This window comes from Rubritepida flocculans DSM 14296, assembly GCF_000425365.1.
GTDB classification, from domain to species: domain Bacteria; phylum Pseudomonadota; class Alphaproteobacteria; order Acetobacterales; family Acetobacteraceae; genus Roseococcus; species Roseococcus flocculans.
Window position 1 is genome coordinate 1 of sequence record NZ_AUDH01000033.1, and the last position, 24922, is coordinate 24922.

Below are 24922 nucleotides of genomic sequence, written 5' to 3' on the forward strand. Positions count from 1 at the left end.
CCAAAAGGGCGCCAACATCCTCGCCCCGCTACTCCCACCCGCGCGCGAGCTGATCGCCGACCGCGGCTATGACAGCAACCCGTTCCGCACCGCCCTCGCCGAGCGTGGCATCGCCGCCTGCATCCCCCCCAAGAAGAACCGCAAGCAGCCCATCCCCTACGACAAGGCGCTCTACCGCCAGCGCCACCGCATCGAGATCGCCTTCGGCCGCCTCAAGGACTGGCGCCGCATCGCCACCCGCTACGACCGCTGCGCCACCACCTTCTTCGGCGCCATCACACTCGCCGCCATCGTCATCTTCTGGCTCGGACAATGAGTCCTGAGCCTAGATGTTTCTGAAGCCGTGCGAACCGGGAGCGAAAGTCTCTGGGCTCGCCTCCGCGTGCTGATGCCCTGGCCGGCGCTGTGATCACGTGCGCATAAAGGGGTCAGCGGGATCTCCCAGTCGGGTTCTTTGGCGGAACATCATGCTGCCTCTGCGGGGAGTGTGAACCCGATCGCGCGCAACCGCTCCATGACGGCGGGTGCGCATAGCGCGGTCAGGAACGCCGCGACGGCCGGGCGGTTGGCACGGCTCTCCGGCAGGAAGAAGTCGTACGTCTCGTCCGCGAGCGGCAGCAAGCCGAGGCCATAGGCGCGCGCCACCGTCGCGATCGCCACGCCCCAGTCGGCCCGCCCCTGCGCGACCGCGGCCGCGACGGCGTTGTGCGACTTCGGCTGGTTGGCGTAGCCCGCGGGCCGCACGCCGCCCAGCAGCCCGTCCAGCAGGATGCGCGTGCCGGAGCCCGCGTTGCGGTTCACCAGCAGACAGGACGGGTTCGCCGCGGCGCGCCGCACCGCCTCAGGGCCGTCGATGCCTTCGAAGCGCGGATCGCCCGGGCGGAACACCACGCCCTGCAGGCGCCCCCAGCCGCGCACCAGGCGCAGGCCCGGCGCCAGGAAGGGCTCGTTGTAGGTGCCGGTCTTCGGATCGAGAAGATGTGCCGGCGCCAGGTCGCATTCGCCGCGCTTCGCCGCGGCCAGGCCGCCCAGGCTGCCGATCGCCAGCGTCCGGGCGCGGATGCCCTGCGCCGCCAGCTCCTCCAGTACCGCATCCAGCCCGACGCAGTGGCTGCCGATCACCACGAGGTCGGGCGGACGCGCCGCGCCGCCGATCAGGCGAACGCGCACCGGCGCGCCAGCCTCCGCACCCGCATCAAGCGCCGCGATCGGGAAGAAGCCATCGGCCTGGGAGAAGGCGGTGACGCTTCCGGAGCCCTTGCCAAGCGGGAAGGCGTTCAGCCCGCCGCCCGGCGCCGCGGCCAGCGACACCATCACATACTCGGTCCGCCCGAGCTCGCTCGGCGTGCGCACCGCAAGCGTCGCTTCGACCTCCGTTTCCTCGCGCGGCGGCAGGCCGGCGAGGGCGCGGATGACGGGTACGACGAATTCGTGGAAGGTGAAGACCGCGCTGGCCGGAAAGCCCGGCAGCACGACCACCGGCGTCGTGCCCACCGCGGCGAGGCAGAGCGGCTTGCCCGGCTTCAGCGCGACGCCGTGCACGATCACGCCGGGCGCGCCGAGCCGCGACAGGATGCGATGCGACACATCGCCCGCGCCCTTGCTTGTGCCGCCCGACATCACGACGAGATCGGCGCGCGACAGTGCATCGCGCACCGCCGCTTCCAGCGCCGCTTCCTCGTCGCGGAAGATGCCCATGGGCACCGGCTCGCCGCCATTCTCGGCGACGGCAGCGCAGAGGATCGCCGCGTTGCTGTCGGTGATGCCGCCGGGCGGCAGGGAGGCGCCGGGCGGGTGCAGCTCATCGCCCGTCGAGAGCACCGCCACACGCGGGCGGCGCACCACCGGCACCTCCGCGAGGCCCGCGGCGGCAAGCATGCCGATCTCGCGGCTGGTCACGACCGTGCCGGCGCGCAGCAGCGCCTCGGCGCGCGCAATGTCGCTGCCCGCGAAGCCGACGAAGCCGCCGGGGGCCACGGCACGCTTCAGCAGGACGGCGGGGCCGTCGGCATCCTCGGCCAGTTCGGTCCATTCGATCATGGCGACCGCATCCGCGCCGCGCGGAATCATCCCGCCCGTGGCGATGGCGGTCGCGGTGTCCGGCGCGACCTCGACCCCGGGCGCGACGCCGCAGGCGAGCACCTCCGGGTTCAGGCGCAGCCGCGCGGGCGTGGCCTCGGATGCGCCGACCGTGTCCGCCGCTCGCAGCGCGAAGCCATCCACCGAGGCACGGTCGAAGGGCGGCGCGTCCGCGGTGGCGGCGATCGTCTTCGCCACCACGCGGCCGAGCGAGGCCGCCAGCGGCACGACCTCCTCGGCCAGCGGGCGAAGGTCGAGCGCGGCGCGGAAGCGGTGCGTGGCCTCCTCGGCGGAGACCACCTCAAGAAACTGTTCCTGCCGCGCCGTACGGCGGACGCGGTCGAGCAGGTCGGCGGGGGAGGTATGATCGGCCATCGCTTCCCTACAAGGCAACCAGGTCCACCTCGGCACCGGCATCGTAGCCCTCGGCGCCGGGCGGGACGATCAGCAGCGCATCGGCGGCCGACAGCGCGACGAGCGGCACGGCGCCGACCGCCAGCGGCTCGGCGAGGCCGCCCGCCAACCGGACCGGCACGATCTCCGCCAACCCGACGGTCGAAGCAACCTTGCGCGCCAGCGTGGCGCGCATCGGCAGGGGAAGGCTCTCGCCGGCAAGACGCGCCAGCAGCGGGCGGCCCAGCAGAACCCAGGCCGCGAGCGCATCCTCGGCGCGCCCAGGCAGCAGCAGCACCGGGCGGCAATCGACCGTGCCAAACCCCGCTGTTGTCCCGGGTCGGGCGCCGATCCCGTGCAGTCGCAGCGTGCCGGCTGCGCGCAGCGCCTCGGCGCTGCGATCATCGCGGCCCTCGCCCGTGCCGCCGGAGACGACAAGCAGGTCATGCGCCGCGGCCGCGGCGCGCAGCGCCGGCGCGATGGCCCTAGGCTCGTCCTGCATCGGCGGCAGGCGATGGAAGGCGGCGGCTGAGGCCATGGAGGTCAGCAGCGACGCGAGCGTGTCCCGCGCCGGATCGGCGACGATCTCGTCGCCGGTGGCGATCCAGCCCAGGCGCGGCCGCCGCACCGCGACCTCCACCATGCCGAGCGCGGCCAGCGCCGGAAGGTCGCGCGCGGCAAGCCGCTCGCCAGTGCTACGCAGGACCGCGCCCGGTGCGATCTCCTCGCCCGGGCGGCGCACGCCCTCGCCGGGGGCGACGGCTGCGACCGCCGTCGCGAAGGGACCATCCTCGCTCAGCTCGAACGGCGCGAGCACAGCGTCGGCGCCAGCGGGCAAGCGGTCGCCCGGGGCGACGCGCCCCGGCGGCATCGGCAGGACCGCGGGGGCGTAGGGGCTGGCGCCGTCGGTGTCCGCCGCCGTCACGGCCCAGCCGTCGCGGGCCGCGACCGGCAGGGCAGGCACCGGTTGGTGGGCGACGAGCGGCTCGGCGAGAACGCATCCGACCGCATCGGCGATCGGCCTGCGGGTCGGCGCGACCGGTGTCACGACCAGCGACAGCAGCACCTCGAGCGCCGCGGCGGGATCGGTGAGGCGCAGCGGAGCACTCATGCGGCGCCTCCCGCCACGACCGGTGCGCAGACACGGCGCGGGCCGTCCGGCGTGTCGAGCGTGCCGATCACAGTCTCGACGCCATAAGCCTCGCGCAGGCGGGCGGCGGTGACGAGCTCCGCCGGCGGCGCGGGCCCGTCCAGCGCGCCACGGTGCAGGACCGCGGCTTCGTCGGCGACCAGGAAGGCGTGGTCGGGATGGTGCGTCGTCATCAGCACGCCGAGCCCATCGCGCTCCGCCAGCGCGCGCACCTGCCGCAGCACCAGCGCCTGGTTGCCGAAGTCGAGGCTCGCCGTGGGCTCGTCCAGCACCAGGCAGGCGGCCTCCTGCGCGAGCGCGCGGGCGATCAGCACGAGCTGGCGCTCGCCGCCCGAGAGTTCCGTCACGGGCCGGTCCGCGAGGTGCGCGATGCCGAGCCGCGCGAGCGCCGCCTCCGCCGCGTCGCGATCGCGGCGCCCGGGGGCTGCGAGCAGCGGCAGGCGCGCGGCGCGGCCCATCGCCACCACCTCGCGCGCCGGATAGGCGAAGCCGCCGGGTGCCGCCTGCGGGACATAGGCGAGGCGCGTCGCGACCTCGCGCCGCGCCAGCCCGCCGATCTCCGCGCCACCAAGCCGGACCGTGCCCGCGAGCGGCGGGATCAGGCCGAGCAGCGTGCGCAGCAGCGTCGTCTTGCCGCCGCCATTCGGCCCGAGCATGCAGAGCACGCGGCCCGGCTCCAGCGCGAGCGAGATGCCTGAGGCGACGACGCTGCGGCCGTGGCCGACGGCGAGGTCGCACGCCGCCAGCAGCGCCGTCATGCGGTGCCCCGCCGTGCCCGGATCAGCAGCCACAGGAACAGCGGCGTGCCGAGCACGGCGGTCAGGATGCCGAGCGGGATTTCCATGCGGCCCGCGCTCCGTGCCAGCGTGTCCACCGCCAGCAGGAAGGCCGCACCCAGCAGCATGGACAGCGGCACCAGCCGCCGCAGGTCCGGCCCGCCGAGCATGCGCGCCATGTGCGGCACCACCAGGCCGATCCAGCCCACCGCGCCGGCCAGCGCGGTGACGGCGGCGGTGCACAGCGTCGCGCAGGCGACGGCGCCGGCCCGCAGCGCGGTGGTGTTCACCCCGAGCGCCCGCGCCTCGTCCTCGCCGAGCGTCAGCAGGTTCAGCCGCCAGCGGATCAGGAACAGGCCGACGAGGCCGAGCAGGGCGGGCGCCGCCGCGGCCAGGATGTCGCCGCGCGTGGCCGCCGAGAGCGTGCCGAGCAGCCAAAAGGTGATGGCCGGCAGTTGGTTATAGGGATCGGCCAGGATCTTCAGCAGCGAGATCGCCGCCCCCATCAGCGCGCCCAGCGCGATGCCGGCGAGGATCAGCACCAGGATCGGATCGCCCCCGTATCCCCTTGGGCCCCGAACGGCCCCGGCCAGGGCCGCGACCGCGGCCACCGCCGCGATGCCGCCGGCGAAGGCCAGCCCCTGGATCGCGGCGACCGGCAGGCCGAGGAAGATGCCGAGCACTGCGCCGAGCGACGCCCCTGCGCTGACGCCGAGCAGATCGGGCGAGGCGAGCGGATTGCGGAACATGCCCTGGAAGGCCGCGCCCGCCGCGGCCAGCGCTGCGCCGACCAGCATGGCGGCCGCCACGCGGGGCAGGCGGATGTTCCAGAACACCAGCGCGGCGGGGCTTTCGTCGCGGCCGAGCAGGATCGCGGGCAACTGCGCGGGCGCGATCGGGAACCGACCGACCGAAAGCGCCGCCAGGAACGCGACGACCAGCGCCAACAGCGCCAGGCTCCAGGCCAGCGGCCCACGCCAGCCGGGGGCCGCTCTCGCACGCAGCGCGGTCGCGCTCATGCGCGCGGACTTCCCCTGCTCACGCCGACGGCAGCGCCGGTCGGAGCAGCGCCTCGACCTGCGTGTTCTCCGGCCGGCGGTGGTAGAACAACGCGTGGAAGTCGGCCACCGCCTCGGCCAGCCCGTCACGCGGCCGCGTACCGAACAGCACCGGCAGCCAGATCAGCCCGAGCAGCCGGTTCACCGAGGGCGGGAAATCCATCCAGCCAAAGGGCTGGCCGGGCAGCAGTACGGCACGGCCCTGGCGCACCGCCGGCAGCGCGCGCCAGAGTGGATCCGTGCGGGTCAGCGCCAGCGCATCCGGGTTCTGGAAGATCAGCCAGTCCGGGTTCCAGGCGAGCACCTGCTCCATGCTGATCTGCACCAGGCCGCCGGGTCCGAGCGCTCGTCCCGCGATGTTCTCCGCGCCGGCGAACTCGATGATCTCGGTGTTGATCGAACCCTGCAGCCCGGTTTCGAGCCCGCGCGGGTTGCGCAGGTACAGCACGCGCGGGCGGCCGCGTGCGCGCAGCCGCTCGGCGCTCTCAGTCGCTTCGGCCAGGATCCGCTCGGCCGCGATGGCACGCGCCGCGCAGGCCTCGCGGCGATCGAGGATCTCGCCCAGCAGGCGATAGGTCTCGGGGATCTTTGGCAGCGCGCCGTCCAGCAGCAGCACCGGCAGGCCGGTCTGCTCGCGCACCCGCTCCGCGAGCGAGACATAGGTCTGGCCGACCGAGCCATAGTCGAGCACCAGGTCAGGGCGGCGGGCGAGCACCGCCTCGATATTCGCCGTGTTGTCGCGGCCCGTGAGGCGCCCGACCTGCGGCAGGGCAGCCGCTTCCGGTGTCATGAAGGCTGCTTCGGCCGGTCGCGGCGGGCGAGCGGGCCAGCCCATCAGCGTCTCGGGCGCCGCGGTGTAGAGAAGGATCGCGGCCGGCGAGCCCGCGGGCAGCACGCGGGTGACGCGATCCGGCACGGCGGTGCGGCGGCCGGTCGCATCCACCACGCTCCGGTCCGCCCGGGGGGGCGCGGCCAGCGCAGCGAGGCCCGCGGCGAGCCCCGTGGCGACCAATGTGCGGCGGCCGGCCGACATGCGTCAGCCCCCCCTCTGCGACATCATACGCCGACCATGACGTCGGACGCCTTCACGACGGCGACCGCACGGCCGCCGACGGCAAGGCCAAGCTCCTCGGCCGATTCATTGGTGATGGCGGAGGTGAACACCACACCGGGCGCGACCTCGATCTTCACATGCGTGGTCGTGACGCCCTTGCGGACCTCGGTGATGGTACCGGCGAACTGGTTCCGGGCGGAGAGCTTCAGCATGAGGGGCTCCTGGTTGGCGCGGTGTGTGTCACTGGCCGCGAAGCGAGAAGCCAAACCTGTCCCAGGCTGGCGCTGCGCCGGGACCGGCAAGGAAGGCGAGCAGGGCGTGCGCCTGCGGGTTACGCTCCGCCCGTCGCGTCACGGCAAACGGGTAGGTGATCGGCGGGTGGCTCTCCGCTGGGAAGGCAGCGACGACGCGGACGCCCTGGCTGGCGCGGGCGTCCGTCTCGTAGACGATGCCGAGAGGCGCCTCGCCGCGCTCCACCAGTAGCAACGCCGCGCGCACATTGTCTGCGCGCGCAAGCCGGGGTGCCAGCACCGACCACTGCCCCATCCACTCCAACGCGGCCTGGGCATAGCGGCCGACCGGCACATGTGCCGGGTCGCCGGTTGCCAGCCGGCCGCCAGCGCCGAGCAGCGCCGCGAGATCGGTGCCCCGACCCAGGGTTGGCATGGTGGCGGCTCCGCCGGAGGCGGGCGAAATCAAGACGAGCCGGTTGCCGAGCGGACTAACTCGGGTCGCAGGGACAATACAATAAGGTTCCGTTGCGCGAGGTAGTCCATCCATGGCTCATCCGCCGACATGAAGAGATCGGCCGGCGCGCCCTGCTCGATCTGTCTGGCAAGCGCTGACGACGCGGCGAAGGAGAAGCGAAGCGGAACGTTGCCGGGTGCCGAAGCGCGCCAGGCCGGCTCCAGGGCGCGCAACGCGTCCTGCAGGCTGGCGGCGGCGAACACGGTCAACGGAGCCTCTTGTGCAGAGGCACGCGGCGCCCCTTGCGCCAGCGCGAAACTCACGAGGCTCAGGCCAAGCAGTCGTTTCGTCGTGGTCATGCAATCCCTCCGACAGGTGGCAGGCGCAAAGACCAGTTCACTCCCGCCAGACGGCGGCGGTCGCGGCACGGTCGTTGTACATGGGCTCGCCGAAGCGGTCCCGCCCGAAGTCCCGCAGCATCGCCTGCGCCGCATCAGAGAGCAGGAACTCGCCGAAGCGCCGCGCGATCGGGGTGGCCGGCGTCGGCTCGGCGAGGAACAGCGTGTGGTAGGGGTTCAGCAGCACCGCCCCGCCGCGCACCAGCACGCGCAGCCGCGGCATGTTCGCCCGCTCGGCGATGAAGGTGCTGCTGTCGGTCAGGAAGTAGGCGCCCTCGGCATTCGCGCGCCGCATGCTCGCCGTCATGAAGTCGCGCGTGACGATCAGCTGCGCTGGATCGGGCTCGACGCCCGCCTCGGCCCAGAGCTGGCGCTCCTTCTGGTGGGTGCCGGAATTGTCGCCGCGGCTGACGAAGCGGGCCTTGGTCTCCGCCATGCGGCGGAAGGCGGCCAGCGCCTCCATGCCCCGGATCCCGGCGGGATCCTCCTCGGGACCAAGCACCCAGAATTCGTTGGAGCCGAACAGCACACGCCCGGTCGCCCAGCCATCCGCGACCGCGCGGCGCTCGGCCGGCGGCGCATGGGCGAGGATCATGTCCACGCGGCGCGCGCGCAGGTGGTCCATGGCCGCGCCGGAGCCGGCGAAGAACCAGGCCATCTGCGCGTCATTGGCGGCGGTGAAGCGCTCGGCCAGCGCCTGCAGCAGGCCGAGCTCGCCGGGGCTGCCGGTGGCTAGGCTGAAGCGCTGGCTGCCGGTTCCCCACACGGCCGTCGGCTGCGGCGCGCCGCCCCCTTGGGCCATGGCTGCCGGCGCGAAGGCGATCCCGCTCGCGGCCAGCATCAGATCCCGCCGCCTCACGAGGTCGGCTCCGGCTGCGTCGCGTTCGGGAAGAACAGCTGCTCGCCGTTGATCTTGTAGTCGGCGATCGCAGCCTGGCCGGCGGGCGAGACGATCCAGTCGATGAAGCGCTGCCCGTCGGCCGCCTTCACATGCGGGTGGCGCTGCGGGTTCACCAGCATGACGCCGTACTGGTTGAACAGCCGCGTGTCGCCCTCGACGAGGATGCGCTGGTCCTGGCGGTTGCGGAAGCTGAGCCAGGTGCCGCGATCGGTCAGGATATAGGCGCCCTGGGCGGCCGCGGTGTTGAGCGCCGGGCCCATGCCCTGGCCAACCTCACGGTACCACTGGCCACGTCCCGTCGTCGGATCCACCCCGGCCATCTGCCACAGGCGCAGCTCGGCCGCATGCGTGCCGGAGCGGTCGCCGCGGCTGATGAAGGGCGCGCGCGCCTCGGCGATGCGGCGCAGCGCCTGGTTGGTGTCGCGCAGCCCGGCGATGCGCGCGGGATCGGCGGCGGGGCCGGTGATGACGAAGTCGTTGTACATCACGTGCCGGCGCGGGCCGCCGAAGCCCTCCGCCACGAAGCGCTCCTCCGCCGCGCGGTCGTGCACGAAGACCACGTCCGCATCGCCGCGGCGGCCGACATCGAGCGCCTGGCCGGTGCCGAGCGCGATCACGCGCACCGCAATCCCGGTCTCCCGCGTGAAGATCGGCAGGATGTGGCCGAACAGCCCGGACTGCTCGGTGCTGGTGGTGGAGGCGACGGTGATGAAGCGCTCCTGCGCCGCTGCCGGCCGGGAGGCCGTTGCCGCGATGGCCGCGGCGAGGAAGGTGCGTCGAAGTGTTGTGAACATGCCGTGTCTCCGGGCTTTGTCGTTGAGGTCGGTCACCACACCAACTCGCCGCGCAGGAAGGCCGCGGCCTCCGGCGTGGCGGGCTGGGCGAAGAAGGCAGCGGCCGGCGCGTGCTCCGCGACGCGTCCGCGATGGACGAACACCACCTCGCCAGCGAGGCGTCGGGCCTGGCCGAGGTCGTGCGTCGTCATCACGATCTTGGTGCCGCGTGCGGCGAGTGCTGCGACGATCTCCTCGACCGCCTTCGTCGCCGCGGGATCGAGGCTGGCGCAGGGCTCGTCGAGGAACAGCACCTCCGGGTGCAGCGCGGCGGCGCGGGCGAGGGCGAGCCTCTGCTGCTCCCCGCCCGAGAGGCGGCGCGCCGGACGGTCGGCGAGGTCGCCGAGGCCGACCAGCGCCAGCGCATCGCGCGCGCGCGCTTCGCGCTCGGCCCGCGCCACGCCGGAGAGGCCCAGCGGATAGACGGCGTTGGCGAGGACGGAGCGGCGGAGCAGCACGGGGCGCTGGAAGACCATCGCCTGCCGGCGCGCCGCCTGGCCGGCCCAGGTGACGCGGCCTTCGCTCGGCGCCAGCAGGCCGTGCAGCAGGCGCAGTAGTACGCTCTTGCCCGCGCCGTTCGGGCCGATGACGATCGTGGGTGCGCCGGCCTCGATGGTCAGGGAGACGTCGGACAGGATGCGCAGGCCGCGCGCGGCGAAGCCGAGCCCCTCGGCGCGCAGCGGCAGGATGGTGTCGGGGGTGCGCATCAGCCCGCCCACCGCGCCGCCGTGTCGCGCAGGCCCTGCGCCAGCGCGTTCACCGTGACGACGATCGCCATCAGCACCATGCCGAGGGCGAGCGCGAGAGGCAGGTCGCCCTTGCTGGTCTCCAGCGCGATCGCCGTGGTCATCACGCGGGTGAAGCCCTCGATGTTGCCGCCGACCACCATCACCGCGCCGACCTCAGCCGCCGCGCGGCCGAAGCCCGCCAGCAGCACGGTGAGCAGCATGAAGCGGCCGTCCCAGAGCAGCGTCGGCACCGCGCGCCAGGGGCCGGCGCCGAAGCTGCGCAGCTGCTCCGCGTATTCCTCCCACAGCCCTTCCAGCACCCCGCGGGTCAGCGCGGCGAGGATCGGCGTGATCAGCACGGCCTGCGCGATCACCATGGCGGTGGGGGTGAACAGCAGGCCGAGCGACCCGAGCGGCCCGGAGCGCGACAGCAGCAGGTAGATCAGCAGCCCCGCGACCACCGGCGGCAGCCCCATCAGCGCGTTCAGCACGACGATCACGCCGCCGCGGCCGGGAAAACGCGCCACCGCCAGCAGGGCGCCGAGCGGCAGGCCCACCAGGGCCGCAACCGCCACCGCCGTCAGGCTCACCCGGAGCGAGAGCAACACGATCTGCGCCACCGCCGGATCGGCGGTCGCGACCAAGCCCAAGGCCGTCGAGAAGGCGCTCCCAAGATCGTTCAATGCTGTCTCCCGCAGGTCCTCTACTTGCGGATGGCAGGTCGAGGCGTCAATTCATGTACGACCTTGACGCGGATGGTGATTTTGCCGGAATTTGCCGCTTAATGCCGGATGTGCTGACGATGAAGGAGGCAGCGGCCTGGCTCCGCCTGTCGGAGCGGTCGCTCTACGAGCTGGCACGTAGCCGGCGGCTGCCGGCCGCCCAGGTGGGGGGCAAGTGGCTGTTCCCCCGCGCGCAGCTCGAGCGCTGGCTGGCGGCACAGGCGGATCAGCCTGATGTCGCGCACCGCCTCGACCCGCCGCCGATCCTTGCCGGCAGCCACGACCCGCTGCTGGACTGGGCGGTACGGCAGTCGGGTTGCGGGCTCGCGATGCGCGCCGGGGGCAGCCTGGACGGTCTGGCGGAGCTCGCGGCCGGCGCGGCTCAGGTGGCCGCGAGCCATCTGCTGGACCCGGACAGCGGCACCTGGAACGAGCCTGCCGTGCGCGAGATGCTGCCACGGCGCGCCATGGTCGGCATCACCTGGGCCTGGCGCGAGCAGGGGCTGATCGTGCCGGCCGGCAATCCGCGCAACCTCGCCCATGTGCGCGACCTGACCGGCGGCATGCGCGTCGTCAGGCGACAGGCACGTGCCGGGAGCCATGTGCTGCTGACACACCTGCTGACGGAGGCTGGCGTCCGGCTGGAACAGGTGCCCTTCCTGCCCGAGCCGGCGCTATCCGAGGATGAGGTCGCGGCCGCGGTGGCCGAGGGCCGCGCCGATGCCGGCTTCGGCATCCGCGCGGAAGCGGCGGCGCGCGGGCTCGGCTTCGTGCCGCTGATCCGCGAGCGCTTCGACCTGGTGATGGAGCGACGTCACTTCTTCGGCGAACCGATGCAGGCGCTGCTCGCCTTCGCGCGCGGGCCCGCCTTCGCCGCGCGGGCGACGCGCATGGGTGGCTACGACGTGGCCGAGATGGGCGCGGTCGCGTTCAATCTCTGAGTGCTGGCAGCCGACTGCACGGGAGGATATGATGAAGCGGGGTGAGATCAGGCCCGGCGAGGTGGCCGGCGCGGCGCCAGACCGCGCGGACGCGGCACTGGCCTTCATTGGTCGCATCCGCACGCCCTTCGCCACGCGCGAGGATTGCCCCCGGCAAGGGTCGCCGGACGGGCCCGTCTGCCGCGTCGAGGTCGACGCGCCCTGGCGCACGGGGCTGACCGGGCTCGCAGCCGGCGCGCGGGTGGAACTGATCTACTGGATGCATTTGGCGCGGCGAGATCTGCTGCTGCAAGTCCCGCGTGACGCCCGGGCGCCGCTTGGCACCTTCGCGCTTCGCTCGCCGAACCGGCCGAACCCCATCGCAACCTCCCTAGCAACAGTCGTGGAAGTCGGGGACGGAGCAGTTGTTGTTCGCGGCCTCGACTGCGTGGATGGGACGCCGCTGCTGGACATCAAGCCAGAGCGGCGAGGCAGCCAGTAGAGCATGCCGTACGCATGCTCTTGCTCCTTGCGAAGATCGGTACGCCAGATCTGTCTTGGAGACAGCGACCTCACGGGCTACCAACTGCGCTCCATCGTTTGGTTCATCCGACGCGCCGCTTCGTTACCTGCACCGCCAGAGGCGCCGCGGATAGGTCCACCGTCGATGCGCTGACGTTGCGCGCCGTCACACGCACGCTGTTGTTGCTCCACACATGGCAGTCCAGCACGAAGGCGATGCTGCTGGTGTCGAGCGAGGCGTCCGCAAAGTCCCCCCGCCGCGCGCCGGGCACCGTCACGTCGACGTTGGCCGTCGCGCCAGGCCCGAGGCTCGGCAGATCCCAGCTGGTCTCCAGCGCGAGCGTCCGCGTCCCCGCCGGCAGCGAGGGGCAGCCGTAGAGGATCGCCGGCGCGTCCTCCGGCAGGCCGTAGAGCCGCAGCGCCTCGAGCTCGATCTGCCCGTCGAAGCCGATGATGCCGATCTGCGCGAAGGCCACGCCCGCGCCGAGCCGCACCGTCTGTCGCCGGTTCAGCGAGCTGTCCTGCATCACCGCGCCCGCCTGCCAGCTCTTCGACGCGGTGTCCCACTGCATCGTCGTGCCGGAGGCCAACACGTCCTGCGGCTGGTTCTCCCGCACGGTGCCGGCGCCGTCGAAGCAGCGCACGCAGAGCCGCCCGCCATCGGCGCCGCCAACCAGCCAATGGGCCAGCGCGAACTCCTTTGCGTGCGTCGTCTGCACCACGAAGGCGACGCCGCGATTGGCGTTCAGCAGCAGCCCCCGCCCCGTCGCGGCGATGCCGTCGAGCCCATTCCAGGACAGCGCCACCATGGTGGTCTCGGTCGTGGTGGAGGTGGCGATGATGCACGCCCCTTCGACGCCGATTTCGGTGTTGCTGTGGCGGAAGGCGGCGGCGCGGAGGTTCGGGATGTTGGCCAGCAGCCGGGTCAGCCGCGACGCCGGCGCGCGGTGGCGGTTGTAGACCGCGTTGCCAGCGCGGGTCGCCGTGGCGGTGTAGTCGATGCCGATGGCGTAGGTCTGCGCCCAGGCCACCTCGTACTCGCAGTCGGTCGCCGCGCCGGTGTGCCGCGCCGCGAGCGGCGAGCAGGCCTCCATGCGCATCCCCCGCGCGATGATGGCGGTGCCGCTGGTCTCGTTCAGGAAGGGGATGGCGACGTTCGGGTCGAGCTGGCGGAGCTCGAAGTTCGGCCCGTCGAAGATGTGGCGGTTGTGGTTGTTGTAGGCCCCCGCCTGCCGCGAGAAGCGCACGCCGAAGCGGTCGAGGGTCGGGTTGATCCCGGTGGCGCAGGCGAAGTGCCCGCCGTAGTAGCGGATCGAAGTGTTCCAGGCCGTGGCGGTGGCGCAGTGCGCGTCGAGCCCGTAGCGGTTGTTCAGGATGCGGCCGAGGATCAGCGTGGTGTCCTCGAAGCCGCGGCCGTCGCCGAGGGTCCGCAGCCCGATCGTGAAGCCCGAGACCAGTCGGAGGTCGACCAGCGAGGAGTCGAGGTTGCGCGCGAGGATGCCGATGTCGGCCTCGCTCGCCCAGTCGGACTGGATCTGCCGCGTGACCTGCAGGTTGAGGTAGAGCTTCTCGCCGTTGCGGGTGGTGCCGCCGTCACCCAGCGTCAGCACGGCGGCCGGGGCGTTGGCTGGGCCGGTGTACTGGAGCACCCCCTGCATGATCAGCCCGCGGGCGCCGCCGCCGAGCGTGACGCCAGCGTCGACGTTCCAGGTGCCGGGCGGGATGACGGCGAACTTCCCGTCCGCCGCGGCGCGGTCGAAGCAGGCCTGGATGGCGGCGCGATCGTTCGCCGCGCCATCGCCGAGTCCGCCGAAGTCGCGCGGCAGCACCGCCTCGCGGTCGCGCAGGTACTTCGCCAGGTCGATCTTGGAGATGTTCTGGCCGAGGACCATCAGGTCGTCGATGCGGGCGGCCATGCTATGGCCTCTGCGTTGTGATTCGGGAACAACGATGAGAACAGCGCTTGTCTACGGCGGTGCGGCTGTTGCCGAGATCGCCGGATGCTACGCCTTCTGGGCTTGGCTCAGGCTCGGTGCATCGGCCTGGTGGCTCTTGCCTGGCATGGCGTCCTTGGCGGCCTTCGGATGGCTTCTCACTCTGGTGGACAGCGCCGCGGCCGGTCGCGCCTATGCCGCGTACGGCGGCGTCTACATCGTTGCTGCGATCGTCTGGCTCTGGATGATCGAGGGTCTGCGGCCCGATCGGTGGGATCTGCTCGGCGGGGCGGTATGCTTGGCCGGCGCAGCCGTCATCTTGTTCGGACCGCGGACAGCATAGGTCCAGCCTAGGTCGCAGTGGCGGTGACGGGCCCGGCGAGGGCCGAGACATTGCCCTCGGCGGAGACGGCGCGGAGCCAGTACCAGCGGGTCTGGCCAGCGGTGAGGCCGGTGCGGTCCCAGGGCAGCGCGGTCGGCTCGGTCGCGAGCTTCACGGCGGCGGCGAGGCTGTTGCTGCTGGCCTCGAACACCTGCAGCCGCACGGCGTCGGCCGGGACGCCGCCCGAGAGCCGCACGCCGCCGGCGATGCCGAGCGCAGCGGGCGCGGTGACGGCGCCGGGGATGGCTGCCTCCCGCCAGCCCGACACCGCCCCGCTGCGGGCCACGGCACGCACCCGGAAGGCAGTCGGCTCGGCGGTGGGGACCGACGCCGCGGTCGCACCAAGAGCGCCTCCGTAGCCCTGCCAGGTGGCCACGGAGGCGGGGCGGAACTCGAGTTCGTAGCCAGCCAGGTAGGCACTGCCGACCGCCGACCACGACACGCCGAGGGCGGCGAAGGCGGTGCCCGACGGCGTCTCCACGCTGATGCTGGCCGGCGCGGCGATCACCCCGGGGTTCGGCAGCACGACCGAGGGGCTGTCGCCGGCGGCGCGCTCGTCCACCGCAGGGTTCCAGTCCCACACCGCCGGGTCCTCCTCGGCGAGGGTGAGGTCAACGCCGCCGTCCGGCGAGAGCCGCCAGCCGGTCACCCGCGCCGGGAAGGGCCCGACCCGGTCGAGGGCGACCGTCACCCCGTCCCAGGGCCGCAGCCGCAGCGCCGAGAGGTTGGCCGGGAAGGCCACCTCGCGCTGGCGGCGGATGCGCTCGAGCTCGGCCTTCATCAGCCGCTGCACCGTCGCGACCGAGGTGGTCAGCGGGAACTCCAGGTCGCGGTAGATCGGCTCGCCGCCGTCCTCGGCGACGTAGTTCGCGGCGAGCAGCGGCGGGGCGTCGGTCGGTTGCCAGTTCTTCGCCGGGTCGACGTAGACCGCGCGCACCCCGTTGAAGAGATCCCGCCGCGGCCGGCTGCCCTGGATGGTGACGTCGCCGCGGAGGTCGTCCGCGGTGAGGGTGGCGGCCGGCAGCGCCGGCCCGCCGGCATGGATGAAGAACCGCCCGCCGGAGACGACGAGCGCGCCGGCCATGGCCGCGACCAGCTTGCGGGTGATGGCAATCTTGCCCTCGCCGAGCGAGACGCGGCCGTTCACCGTGTAGCGCCGCTCGGTGACCCCGGCGCGGGTGCCGATCAGTTCGTCGCAGATATTGGCCGCGGCGATCAGGGCGGGGATGTCGATGTCGTCCCAGGACGCCTTCCAGCCGAAGGGCGCGGTCAGGTACCAGGCAAGGCAGAGGGCCGGGTTGTCGGACCAGCCCGTCGCGCCGGTGCGCGGATCGAGGATGGTGTCGGCACCCTCGACGAGGGCGGCGATGTTCGGCGGGCCGGCGGGAAACGCCTCGGCGGTGATCTTGAGGCGGATGGCGACATAGGCGCGGCCACGACCGCGATGGTCGGCGGTCCACTTGCCGCCGGTCTCGCCGATCAGGTTGGCGTTGGCCGCCTGGTCGGGGGCGCCGAGGTGGCGGTCGATCCGCACCAGGCCGGCGAACTTCGGATCGGTGGCCAGGGTGTCGCCGAGCCAGAGGTCGCCGATGGCGCGGACGCGGTGCGCGGCGAGCACGACGACGGCGTAGAACCAGCCATCGGCGCGGCCCTGGTCGTCGGTCGCGGAGTGGATGAAGACGATCGGGCCGCCGACCTTGCAGCGTCCGAAGACGATCTGGTGCTCGGTGATCGGCTGGCGGAAGGACTGCGTGCGGCCGGCGCCGGGCGCGGTGGGATCGTCGCCGGGGCGGAGCGCGGCCGAGGACGTCGGCGCGGTCGGCCGCTTCGCCGGGAACACCGAGGCGCCGATGGTGGAGACCACAAAGGCGGCGCCGGCGCCGACGATGGCGCCGATGATGCCGCCGCCGACCGCGGCCGAGGCGACGCCGCCGGCGACGACGGCGATCAGGGGAACGGCGGCCGGCATCAGCCGATCCTCCAGGCGATGGTGCAGAGGGTGAGCGGGGCGCGGACCAGGCCGCGCGGCCCGACGAAGGCGACGCGGCCGGCATCGAGCACCACGCCGAGGCGATCGGGATCGGGGGCGAGGACGACGTCGCCCATGCGGGCCCGCAGCGGCGCCACGCGCGGGAAGCCCGCGCTGTCGGCCGTAGTCTCAAGATTGGGCAGGATGCGCACCCTTGGCGTGGTGCCCGTCACCGCCTCCACCGCCGCCAGCGCGAAGCGCCCGCAGTTCCAGCGATGGGCGTCGAAGGCGCGCGTCTCGACCGCCGACAGCAGGGCTGCCAGCCGCACCGCCCATTCCGGCCGCCGCGTCACGGCGCTGGCAGCCTGATCTCCGCCTCCTGCAGGGCGGGGACGTATTCGAAGAAGCGATCGCCCGGGTATTCGGCCTGCTGGTCGGCGTCGGTGTAACGACGCACCTCAGCGCGCTCGAGGTCGACGAGGCGACTCTCGCAGGTGAGCGCGACGCGCGGCTCGGCGCCGTCGGTCACCTCCATCGTGTCCATCAGCCCGGCCCAGAGCGGGAACGGGTCCGCGACGAAGGCACCCTCCGCGTCGAGCAGCGCGCCCCAGAGCCGCGCCGGGCGCAGCCGGAAGCTCCGCTCGGCGAGCGCGATGTCCACCACCTCCTGCGGCACCGGCGACACTGCCAGCGTCAGCCGCACGGCGCGCAGCTCGACCGTCTCCTCGACCTCGCCGACGGCGCCGATCGAGCCCACGCCCTCGAACACCTTGCCCGCCCAGTTCAGCTGGCCGAGGCCGGTCCAGGCCCGGAAGGGGCCGGAGGCGAAGTCGAGATCGACCAGCACCACGGGAGCCGCGACCGGCGAGGTGGCGGAGGCCGCGGCGTGTGGCGACAGCCGCGGCGTGCCGTGCATGTCGGACACTACAGGGCCTCCTCGAGGCGGATGGTGATGGCGGTGAAGCGGCCCGGCCGGGTCGGGTTGGCGGCCTCGTCGTCGGAGACGAGGCGCATGGCGACGGTGGGCCTCGTGAGGACCAGCGGCTGGTTGATCAGCAGCGCCTCGCGCAGCGGCGGCGCGATCGGGATCGTCACCGTGCCCGCGCCAGAGGCGGTCACCGTCTCGGTCGCGATGTAGAGCCGCCCCGCCAGGCCGATGAGGTCGCCGGCGCCGACGGCGACCCCGTTCGGCCACCAGCCCTGGGTCTGGATCGCCAGCGCCCCGCGCGGCGCGCCGGCGGCGAGCGCCGGGTTGCCCGAGCCGACCACGAAGCCGGTGCCGTCCGTGAAAATGGTGGCGTCCGAGTAGGAGAAAGGCCCGCTCGGCACGTCGCCCTGCACCCGCGGATCCCCGGTGCGGAACTCCCGCCGCCAGTCCCAGATGCGGACGGTGTTCACCGAGCCGGCCAGCGCGGCGAGCAGACCTTCGAGGAGGCCGGCGCGCACGCGGTCGAGCGGATCGAAGGTGGCCTGCGCCACCCAGCGCGCGCCCTCGCGGCGCAGCACCTGCGTGGCGCGGGTGACCGGCGACACGAAGCGCGTGGTGTTGTGCTGCAGGTAGAAGGTCAGCCGCGAAGGCCGCAGCGCCTCGGGCCAAGCATACTCCACCATGGCGGCTATCCCCGCACCGTCTCGTAGGCGCTGCCGCCGCGGCGGATGGCATCCAGCGTCATCGCCGAGGCCTGCCGCGCGATCTGGCCGGCGAGCAGCCGCAGCCGTGCCTCGACACCGGCGTCGGCGCCACGCGCGTCGATGTTGATGGTCTGCTGGATGACCGGGCCGCCCGGCGCCATGCCGTTCGGCAGGACGGTCCCGCCGCGGTCCGGGACGAACCATTCGGGCCCGCGCTCGCCGACGATGTAGGGCTGGCCTGCCGCGACCGGCCCGCCCTCGGCCCGGAACAGCCCGCCGAGCCAGGAGCCAATGCCGTCGAACCAGCTGCCCGCGCCGAGGCTGGTCAGGCCGGCCGAGACGGCATTGCCGAGCGGCTCGGTGATGGTGCGCCGTGCGATGATGCGGGTGATGTCCTGCAGCAGGCCCTGCATGACCTTCGACAGCTTGTCGCCGCGCACGATCGCGTCCTCGAAGGCGGAGGCGAACGCGAAGCCCAGCTCGCGCGCCGCCTCTCGCGTGCCCTCGGTGCTGCGCTGCAGCCGGCGCTCGGCCTCCTCCAGATCCTCCAGCGCGCGCTGCGCCTCCCGCCCGATCGTCTCGTCGGGGATCGGCCGGCCGGCGCGCTCGGCGCGCTGCACCAGGTCGGAGAGCCGCTCCATCCGCCGCTGGTAGCGCTCGTAGGCGGTCTCGTTGTCCTGGATGAGGCGCTCGCGCTCGCGCAGGATCTCGTTGATCTCACGCTCGGCCTCGCGCGCCTCGCGGGCGCCCTCGTTGCCAGCGCGGCGGACGGCGGCGACGCGCGGCTCGAGGCGGCGCAGCGCCTCGTCGCGCTCCTGCAGCGCCAGGGTCTCGAGGCGGGTGCGCTCGGCGGCGGTGAGGGCGCCGGCCGCCTCGGCCTCGCGCAGCCGGCGGACCCGCTCTTCGTATTCGCGGGTGATCCGGAAGCGGTCGTCGAGGTCGCGGGTGAGCTCCTGGACATCCTGCGCCGCGCGGCGCCGGCGGGCGTCGGCCGCGGCCTGGCCGGCGCGCTCCTGCTCCTCCAGGCGGCGGGCCAGCGACTCCCGCTCGGCGGAGTCGATCTCGGCCAGCGTCGCGAAGTAGTCCCGGCGCAGCTCCTCCAGCCGCGCCCGGCTGTCGACGCCGGCCTGCTGCTCGGCGGCGCCGACCAGGCCGGGACGGAGGCTGCCGCGGCGGACGGGGGCGCGCAGGCTGGCGCGGCCGTCCTCCTCGCTCTCCAGCCGGCCGATCTGCGCCGACAGCGCCTCGGCCTGCCGGCGGAGGCCGGCGAGGCGCTCGCCCTCGCTGAGCAGCCCGGCGCCCTGGCGGACGCTGTCCACCGCGCGGGCTGCGGCCGAGAGCGCCCGGGCCAGCGCGTTGGAGAGGCCGATGGCGCGGTCGAGCTGGCCGAGGAAGTTCTCGGTCGCCGCCGTGAGCTGGCCGAAGGCGCGGCCGAGCGAGAGCGGCGCCTTGTCGAGCTCGGCGCCGAGACGCTCGGTGGCGCGCAGCAGCGCCGGGAACACCCGCTCGGCGGTGAGCCGGCCCTCCGAGCCCATCTGCCGGAGCTGACCGATCGAGACGCCGAGCTCGCGCGCCAGGCCCTCGGCCAGCAGCGGCATCGCCTCGAGGACGGAGCGCAGCTCGTCGCCCTGCAGCACGCCCGAGGCCAGCGCCTGGGCCAGCTGCAGCGTCGCCGAGGAGACCTCCTGGGCGGAGGCGCCGGAGACGATGGCGACGCGCTGCAGCCCGCCCACGAGGCGGACCACCTGGTCGGAGGTGGCGCCGATCTCGCGGGCGGCGATCGAGAAGCGCTGGAAGGCGTCGACGCTCTCGGAGACAGCGACGCCGGTTTGGAGCGCGTTGCGGTACAGCGCCTCGTAGACCGCGCTCGCGCGTTCGACCGAGCCGGTGGCCTGCTGCAGGCGGGAGAGGCCCTGGGTGAGCGCGTCGCCGGCCTGGACCAGGGCACGGGCCGCGGCGGCGAGGCCGGCGAGCTGGATGCCGCGCGTGGCGACGTCCAGCAGTTCGAGCGAGCGGGACGCGCGCTCGGCGCCGCCCTTGATCTGGTCGAGCGAGCGCTGGCCGGTCTCCCCGACCTCACGCAGCTCCTGCTTGGCCCGGGCGGCGTCGTCCAGCGACAGGCGCACCGAGACGCGGCGGGTGGCGTCGGCCATGGCTGCGGAATCCCCTGCGTCCCGGGTGGCGAATGCCGGCCGGAAGGCACCCGGCCTCGCTGCCGCCGGGCCGGCCAGCTATGATCAGCGGATCGTGCGTGGCAGACGCGGCGAACCGGCCGCGGGACGCCCGGGGCCGCACGCCGGAGAGACGCGCAGCGAAATGGCCACGACGCCACAGCAGATCGACCTATGGCGCCAAGCCTCGACCGAGCATCAGCGGCTCGAGTTCAAGGAGGCGAAGACGCAGTACGACACGGACAAGCTGAACAGGTACTGCGTGGCCATCGCCAACGAAGGCGGCGGGCACCTCCTCCTCGGCGTCGCCGACGCGCCCCCGCGGCCGGTGGTCGGCACGCAGGCCTTCCCGGACGTCGTGGCAACGGCGGAGCGGCTGTTCACCGCCGTCGGCTTCCGGGTGGACGTCGAGGAGGTGGCCCACCCCGACGGCCGGGTGCTCGTCTTCCACATCCCGTCCCGCCCGCGCGGCACGGCCTACCACCTGGAGGGCGCCTACCTCATGCGCTCCGGCGGATCGCTGGTGCCGATGAGCGAGGACCAGCTGCGGCGCATCTTCGCCGAGGGCCAGCCCGACTGGCTGGAGCAGCACTCCCGAACCGGCCTCGACGCGCAGGCGGTCGTCGAGCTCCTCGACACCCAGGCGTTCTTCGAGCTGCTGAAGCTGCCCTACCCGACCGAGCGGGCCGGCGTGATCGAGCGCCTCGCCAGGGAGAGGCTCGTCGACGAGACGCCGGATGGGCTTGCGGTGCGGCGCCTCGGCGCGCTGCTGCTCGCGAAGCAGCTCGCCGACTTCCCCGACGTCTCCCGCAAGGCGCCGCGGGTCGTCGTCTACACCGGCACGTCCAAGCTGGAGACCAAGCTCGATCAGCTCGGCACCCGCGGCTACGCGGCCGGCTTCCAGGGGCTGGTCCGCTTCGTGATGGGCCAGCTGCCGCAGAACGAGGTGATCAAGGACGCGCTGCGGACCGAGGTGAAGCTCGTGCCGGAGGTGGTCATCCGCGAGCTGGTGGCGAACGCGCTGGTCCACCAGGACCTCGCCATGGGCGGCACCTCGGTCATGGTGGAGATCTACGCGGATCGCCTGGAGATCTCGAACCCCGGCGAGCCGATCGTGGACGTGGCGCGCTTCATCGACGGCTACCAGTCCCGGAACGAGCGCCTGGCCGACCTGATGCGGCGGCTCGGGATCTGCGAGGAGAAGGGCAGCGGCATCGACCGCGTGGTCCGGGCCGCCGAGGTGTACCAGCTCCCCGCGCCGGACTTCCGGGTCGGGCATCGGCGGACCGTGGTCACGATCTTCGGCCAGCGGCCGTTCGAGGCCATGGACCGCGAGGACCGGGTGCGGGCCTGCTACCAGCACGCCGCGCTGAAGTGGGTGATGTCGGAGCGCATGACCAACCAATCCTTGCGGGAGCGGTTCAACCTGCCCGAGTCGAAGGCGGCCGTCACCTCGCAGATCATCGCGGCCACGGTCGAGGCGGGGCTGATCAAGCCCGACGAGAAGGTCGGGGGGTCGCGGAAGTACGCCCGGTATCTCCCCTTCTGGGCCTGAGGTTCATTTTCGTCGGCACCGCAGAGGCCGCCTCGGTCCAGGCGAAAACCTTTTTGGATCAGGCACTTGTTTATTTAAGGCTTTCCCCGAGCGGGCCTCCCGGGCCCTCCCGCCGGGAGGCGGCCCCGGCGACCATGCCCGCCCGCATCGCAGCCAGCAGCTCCGCCGCGGCCCAGCCCGTAGCGCCCATCTCGCGCGCCGCCGCCAGGGCCCCGGCGGTGTCCATCGTCAGCCCCGCCAGCGTCGTCTCGGCACAGGCGGTGCCGGCCGTCCAGGCGGCGGCACCCTCGAGGCTGGCGGGGGCGTGGGCGGCGTAGGGGCAGGCGTCGGCGCAGTCGCGGCCGAGGGCGGCGCAGCCGCGGCAGTAGTCGGGCCCGCGGCCGAAGTGCCAGGCGGCGCGGGCCCTCAGCCGTTTCCCTCGGCGGCCACCGCCGCGACCGGCGCCGTCGCGCGGTCCCAGAACGCGGCCGCAATGTCGTCGAGGTCCATCAGGCGCTCGACCGCCTCGGGGGAGAGCGGCAGCGGCTTGCCGGCGGCATCGCCGACGCCCTCCCAGGCGGTGACCGCGTGCCGGGCCAGCGCCTTGACCAGGAAGGCGAAGGCCAAGCCACGGGCCAGGTCGGGGTCGAGGTCCTCGCCCGTGGCTCGGACCGCACCCAGCCGGCGCGCGGCGGCGGCCTGCGCCGCCGCCATGACGGCGGTCGTCACCGGCCTGATCTCGACGCGCACGCCGCGCGGCAGGTCGAGCCAGTACGGCTCGGCCGGGAGGTCGAGGGTGAGCATCCATCTCTCCTGTCCGGGAAGGGCGCCGCCCTTGAACGGCGCATCACTTTGATGCAGATTTGGGGCATGCCGACCGCGAACCCCTCCGCCCGTCCGGGCGTCACCGTCCGCCTCGACCCCGAGGCGCACGAGCGGCTGCAGCAGATCGCCAAGGCCGAGCACCGCTCCGTCGCGGCCTTCCTGGAGCGGCTGATCGAGCGCGAGCTCCGCGCCCGCGACGAGGCCGAGCGGGTGATCCGGGTGCATGTGGCGCCCGAGCTCCAGGGCCAGCCCTTCGGGGAGCCCGATCGCCGGCCGGGCGAGAGCGACAGGAGCTACGCCCGCCGCAAGAAGACCATCGCCGCGCTGTTCGGCCGCTGAGGCGGCGTGGCGGACTGCCCGATCCCGTCCGGATGCTTCGTCTGGACGATGTTCCCGTTCGGCCCGCCGGATGCGCCCGACCGGCCAGGACCGGTGCGGCACATCGCCTATGTGCTGGCGACGGACAGCAAGCCGAAGGTGCCGATGCTGCTGCTCGCCTACACCAGCTCGGGCCCCTGGCGCGGCGCCGCCGGCCGGGTGCCGCTGGGCGTGATCGAGTTCGACGCCGGTGCCGCCCGGGCGGTCGGCCAGAAGCCGTTCCACCTCGACCTGCGCTGCCTCGCGCAGGTGCCGCTGACCGAGCGGTGGTTCCCCGATCTCGGGCAGCCCGGCCACGGGATCGTCGGCAAGGCGAGCGCCCGGCTGCGCGAGCGGATCGACGCCATGCTGAGCGAACTGGTCACCCGGAGCCGCGATCTGATCGAGATGCGGGGGCCGCGATGAGCGTCAGGCGTACTCGCCCGCCGGCTGCTGGTCCCGGAGCACCACGGTCATCATCCGCGAGGCGGCGGCCTGGGTGCCGGGCCATCCTCCAGGGGTTGTGTATTCTGCGGAAGTCAGGGAGCCCCCCGATGATCGAGCCGATGCTCAAGGTCGCGGAGGCCGATGCGCAGAGGAACTTCGGCCTCTACCAGGACAAGGCCCTCACCCAGCCCGTCGCCATCACCCTCAACGGGCGGCCGCGGACGGTGCTGATCTCGATCGAGGAGTACGAGCGCCTCAAGCGCCGCGACCGCCAGGTGGTGCGCACCGAGGACGCGCCGCAGGAGATCGTGGACGCCATCCTCGCGGCACGGCCGCCAGAGGAGAACAAGCGCTTCGATCATGAGGTCTGACAAGCCGGCGCTGCCGGCCGTCGGCGACGTGATCCGCCACGCCTATCTGTGGAGCCACGAGCACGCGGCGGGACGGGAGGAAGGGTCGAAGGATCGTCCGGCAGCGGTCGTCGCGCTGGTGCGCGGCGAGGATGGCCGCGACGAGGTGGTGGTGTTCCCCATCACTGGCTCGGTGGGACGGTCGAGGGTGAGCATGGGCGGTCTCCGGACTTGAAACGGGCAGCCGCCATGTCAAAGTCTGACATGACGAGGGACAGGAGGGCGGGATGCCGAATGTCAGCCTGACGCCGGAGCTCGAAGGCTTCGCCGAGCGCTGCGTGGCCTCGGGCCGCTACGGCAATGTCAGCGAGGTGATGCGCGCGGCGCTGCGGCTGCTGCAGGAGCAGGAGGAGAAGCGCGCGGCCTTCACCCGCATGCTCGAGGCCGCGGAACGCGAGGCGGACGAGACGGGGTGGTTCGAGGTCGAGCAGGTCGCGGAGGAGATGGACGCGATCATCGCCGAGGCGGAAGCCGGGCGGGCGCGGGAGCAGGCCCGCTGAGCCCAATCGGCAGCCTTCGGGCAAGGCCCGATGGGCGGTAGGCGCTCGGCGATCCTCTCGGCGCAGGCGCGTCGTGACCTTGCCAAGGCGGCGGCGTTCCTCGCCACCGACAACCCTGCCGCGGCCCGACGCCTGCGCGAGCAGGTCGTTGCGGCTGCCGTCCGGATCGGGGCCTATCCGCGGATCGGGGTCGTCCGCCCCGCCCTGGCGCCGGAGGAGGTGCGCTTCCTGGTCGTCCCGGACTTCCCCTACGTGATCGTCTATCGGGCGACGGCGACGCCGCCGCGCATCCTGCGGGTCCTGCATGGCGCGCGCGACCTGCAGGAGCTGCTGCGTGACCTGCTCGGCGGCGCGTGATCCTCACGCATACTCGCTCGCCTGCTGCTGGTTCTTCAGCACGGCGGTCATCATGCAGGTAGCGGTCGCGTTGTAGGCGGCGCGGAACTCGAAGCTCGCCTCGACCCCGCCCGGCCCTTCGACCGGCGTCTTGGCCAGGGCCAGGTAGACCTCGTGCAGGGTGAAGGTGAGGCTGCGGTTGGC

30 protein-coding genes and 1 pseudogene are annotated in these 24922 nt (G+C 73.1%); 11 read left to right on the top strand and 20 right to left on the bottom strand.

Annotated elements, in window-relative coordinates:
• Window positions 1-316: IS5 family transposase (locus H596_RS0116700; protein WP_027285849.1), on the top strand; the 316-nt coding region annotated here is incomplete at its 5' end.
• 149 nt (window positions 317-465) lie between these two features.
• On the opposite strand, the gene H596_RS0116705 is transcribed toward H596_RS0116700, so the two are convergent.
• From H596_RS0116705 to H596_RS0116755, 12 genes are read right to left on the bottom strand one after another with little or no spacing between them, the layout of a single operon-like run.
• Window positions 466-2496, bottom strand: a complete 2031-nt coding sequence (locus tag H596_RS0116705) for a molybdopterin biosynthesis protein (RefSeq protein ID WP_408735287.1) — start codon at window positions 2494-2496, stop codon at window positions 466-468.
• Window positions 2462-3583: a molybdopterin-binding protein gene (locus H596_RS0116710; RefSeq protein ID WP_037301858.1), complete on the bottom strand. Its 1122-nt coding sequence runs from the start codon at window positions 3581-3583 to the stop codon at window positions 2462-2464. Before H596_RS0116710 ends, H596_RS0116705 begins: the two co-directional genes overlap by 35 nt.
• Complete coding sequence (locus H596_RS0116715; protein ID WP_037301859.1) at window positions 3580-4380, bottom strand: ABC transporter ATP-binding protein; 801 nt, start codon at window positions 4378-4380, stop codon at window positions 3580-3582. The genes H596_RS0116710 and H596_RS0116715 overlap by 4 nt, the downstream gene beginning before the upstream one ends.
• Complete coding sequence (locus H596_RS0116720; RefSeq protein ID WP_027285853.1) at window positions 4377-5417, bottom strand: FecCD family ABC transporter permease; 1041 nt, start codon at window positions 5415-5417, stop codon at window positions 4377-4379. Before H596_RS0116720 ends, H596_RS0116715 begins: the two co-directional genes overlap by 4 nt.
• Before the next feature lie 19 nt (window positions 5418-5436).
• Window positions 5437-6489, bottom strand: a complete 1053-nt coding sequence (locus H596_RS0116725) for an ABC transporter substrate-binding protein (RefSeq protein WP_027285854.1) — start codon at window positions 6487-6489, stop codon at window positions 5437-5439.
• A 23-nt stretch (window positions 6490-6512) separates the two neighbouring features.
• Window positions 6513-6719 (bottom strand): TOBE domain-containing protein, encoded by a 207-nt coding sequence (locus tag H596_RS0116730; RefSeq protein WP_027285855.1) that lies wholly within the window; start codon window positions 6717-6719, stop codon window positions 6513-6515.
• Between the two features lie 31 nt (window positions 6720-6750).
• Window positions 6751-7290 carry a molybdate ABC transporter substrate-binding protein gene (gene modA / locus H596_RS22140; RefSeq protein WP_281168389.1) on the bottom strand — a complete coding sequence of 180 codons (540 nt, stop codon included), beginning with the start codon at window positions 7288-7290 and terminating at the stop codon, window positions 6751-6753.
• Entirely contained in the window at window positions 7206-7556 is a 351-nt protein-coding gene (locus H596_RS24890) for a molybdate ABC transporter substrate-binding protein (protein WP_281168390.1), read from the bottom strand. Before H596_RS24890 ends, modA begins: the two co-directional genes overlap by 85 nt.
• A 37-nt stretch (window positions 7557-7593) precedes the next feature.
• Window positions 7594-8436 carry a substrate-binding domain-containing protein gene (locus H596_RS0116740; RefSeq protein WP_051213300.1) on the bottom strand — a complete coding sequence of 281 codons (843 nt, stop codon included), beginning with the start codon at window positions 8434-8436 and terminating at the stop codon, window positions 7594-7596.
• Window positions 8437-8450: 14 nt separating this feature from the next.
• A complete protein-coding gene (locus H596_RS0116745; RefSeq protein ID WP_037301860.1) occupies window positions 8451-9290 on the bottom strand; it encodes a substrate-binding domain-containing protein in 840 nt (279 codons plus the stop codon).
• Between the two features lie 32 nt (window positions 9291-9322).
• Window positions 9323-10036, bottom strand: a complete 714-nt coding sequence (locus H596_RS0116750; protein ID WP_027285858.1) for an ATP-binding cassette domain-containing protein — start codon at window positions 10034-10036, stop codon at window positions 9323-9325.
• A complete protein-coding gene (locus tag H596_RS0116755; protein ID WP_408735288.1) occupies window positions 10036-10701 on the bottom strand; it encodes an ABC transporter permease in 666 nt (221 codons plus the stop codon). Before H596_RS0116755 ends, H596_RS0116750 begins: the two co-directional genes overlap by 1 nt.
• 92 nt (window positions 10702-10793) lie before the next feature.
• Here H596_RS0116755 and H596_RS0116760 point away from each other — a divergent pair, with 92 nt between their 5' ends.
• Window positions 10794-11720: a helix-turn-helix transcriptional regulator gene (locus H596_RS0116760; protein ID WP_169579886.1), complete on the top strand. Its 927-nt coding sequence runs from the start codon at window positions 10794-10796 to the stop codon at window positions 11718-11720.
• A gap of 31 nt (window positions 11721-11751) precedes the next feature.
• Window positions 11752-12201: an SAM-dependent methyltransferase gene (locus H596_RS0116765; RefSeq protein ID WP_211225311.1), complete on the top strand. Its 450-nt coding sequence runs from the start codon at window positions 11752-11754 to the stop codon at window positions 12199-12201.
• A gap of 103 nt (window positions 12202-12304) precedes the next feature.
• On the opposite strand, the gene H596_RS0116770 is transcribed toward H596_RS0116765, so the two are convergent.
• Window positions 12305-14137 carry a hypothetical protein gene (locus H596_RS0116770; RefSeq protein WP_027285862.1) on the bottom strand — a complete coding sequence of 611 codons (1833 nt, stop codon included), beginning with the start codon at window positions 14135-14137 and terminating at the stop codon, window positions 12305-12307.
• A gap of 34 nt (window positions 14138-14171) precedes the next feature.
• On the opposite strand from H596_RS0116770, the gene H596_RS0116775 reads away from it, so the two are divergent.
• Window positions 14172-14498, top strand: a complete 327-nt coding sequence (locus H596_RS0116775) for a YnfA family protein (protein WP_027285863.1) — start codon at window positions 14172-14174, stop codon at window positions 14496-14498.
• A gap of 7 nt (window positions 14499-14505) precedes the next feature.
• Here the strand turns inward: H596_RS0116775 and H596_RS0116780 are convergent, their stop codons facing one another.
• Genes H596_RS0116780 through H596_RS0116800 form a run of 5 tightly spaced genes read right to left on the bottom strand, consistent with a single transcriptional unit; the run spans window position 14506 to window position 20291 of the window.
• Window positions 14506-16506, bottom strand: a complete 2001-nt coding sequence (locus H596_RS0116780; RefSeq protein WP_027285864.1) for a phage tail protein — start codon at window positions 16504-16506, stop codon at window positions 14506-14508.
• A complete protein-coding gene (locus H596_RS0116785) occupies window positions 16506-16859 on the bottom strand; it encodes a DUF6950 family protein (protein ID WP_027285865.1) in 354 nt (117 codons plus the stop codon). Before H596_RS0116785 ends, H596_RS0116780 begins: the two co-directional genes overlap by 1 nt.
• Window positions 16856-17422 carry a hypothetical protein gene (locus H596_RS0116790; protein WP_245584047.1) on the bottom strand — a complete coding sequence of 189 codons (567 nt, stop codon included), beginning with the start codon at window positions 17420-17422 and terminating at the stop codon, window positions 16856-16858. Before H596_RS0116790 ends, H596_RS0116785 begins: the two co-directional genes overlap by 4 nt.
• 8 nt (window positions 17423-17430) lie before the next feature.
• Window positions 17431-18117: a hypothetical protein gene (locus H596_RS0116795; RefSeq protein WP_027285867.1), complete on the bottom strand. Its 687-nt coding sequence runs from the start codon at window positions 18115-18117 to the stop codon at window positions 17431-17433.
• A gap of 5 nt (window positions 18118-18122) precedes the next feature.
• Complete coding sequence (locus tag H596_RS0116800) at window positions 18123-20291, bottom strand: tape measure protein (protein WP_027285868.1); 2169 nt, start codon at window positions 20289-20291, stop codon at window positions 18123-18125.
• On the opposite strand from H596_RS0116800, the gene H596_RS0116805 reads away from it, so the two are divergent.
• The gene (locus tag H596_RS0116805; protein WP_211225312.1) at window positions 20290-21864 is read left to right on the top strand and encodes an ATP-binding protein; all 1575 of its coding nucleotides are present in this window, start codon (window positions 20290-20292) and stop codon (window positions 21862-21864) included. The two genes, H596_RS0116800 and H596_RS0116805, sit on opposite strands and share 2 nt — an antisense overlap.
• A gap of 405 nt (window positions 21865-22269) precedes the next feature.
• Here the strand turns inward: H596_RS0116805 and H596_RS0116815 are convergent, their stop codons facing one another.
• Window positions 22270-22647, bottom strand: coding sequence for a hypothetical protein (locus H596_RS0116815; RefSeq protein WP_027285870.1), 378 nt, complete (start codon window positions 22645-22647; stop codon window positions 22270-22272).
• Between the two features lie 66 nt (window positions 22648-22713).
• Between H596_RS0116815 and H596_RS22150 the strand changes: the two genes are divergently transcribed.
• The 6 genes from H596_RS22150 to H596_RS0116845 all read left to right on the top strand — a co-directional run bounded on the left by H596_RS22150 (window position 22714) and on the right by H596_RS0116845 (window position 24739).
• On the top strand, window positions 22714-23007 hold the full coding sequence (locus H596_RS22150) for a ribbon-helix-helix protein, CopG family (RefSeq protein WP_037301864.1): 294 nt from the start codon (window positions 22714-22716) through the stop codon (window positions 23005-23007).
• A gap of 48 nt (window positions 23008-23055) precedes the next feature.
• On the top strand, window positions 23056-23451 hold the full coding sequence (locus H596_RS0116825; RefSeq protein ID WP_156910167.1) for a hypothetical protein: 396 nt from the start codon (window positions 23056-23058) through the stop codon (window positions 23449-23451).
• A 128-nt stretch (window positions 23452-23579) separates the two neighbouring features.
• Window positions 23580-23843, top strand: coding sequence for a type II toxin-antitoxin system Phd/YefM family antitoxin (locus tag H596_RS0116830; protein WP_084602935.1), 264 nt, complete (start codon window positions 23580-23582; stop codon window positions 23841-23843).
• Window positions 23833-24057 (top strand): hypothetical protein, encoded by a 225-nt coding sequence (locus tag H596_RS22155; RefSeq protein ID WP_156910168.1) that lies wholly within the window; start codon window positions 23833-23835, stop codon window positions 24055-24057. Before H596_RS0116830 ends, H596_RS22155 begins: the two co-directional genes overlap by 11 nt.
• A 52-nt stretch (window positions 24058-24109) precedes the next feature.
• Window positions 24110-24382: a type II toxin-antitoxin system ParD family antitoxin gene (locus H596_RS0116840; protein WP_027285873.1), complete on the top strand. Its 273-nt coding sequence runs from the start codon at window positions 24110-24112 to the stop codon at window positions 24380-24382.
• A 30-nt stretch (window positions 24383-24412) separates the two neighbouring features.
• A complete protein-coding gene (locus H596_RS0116845; RefSeq protein ID WP_027285874.1) occupies window positions 24413-24739 on the top strand; it encodes a type II toxin-antitoxin system RelE/ParE family toxin in 327 nt (108 codons plus the stop codon).
• A gap of 3 nt (window positions 24740-24742) precedes the next feature.
• On the opposite strand, the pseudogene H596_RS0116850 reads toward H596_RS0116845, so the two are convergent.
• A pseudogene (locus H596_RS0116850) lies at window positions 24743-24922 on the bottom strand (phage tail tube protein); the annotation flags it as partial.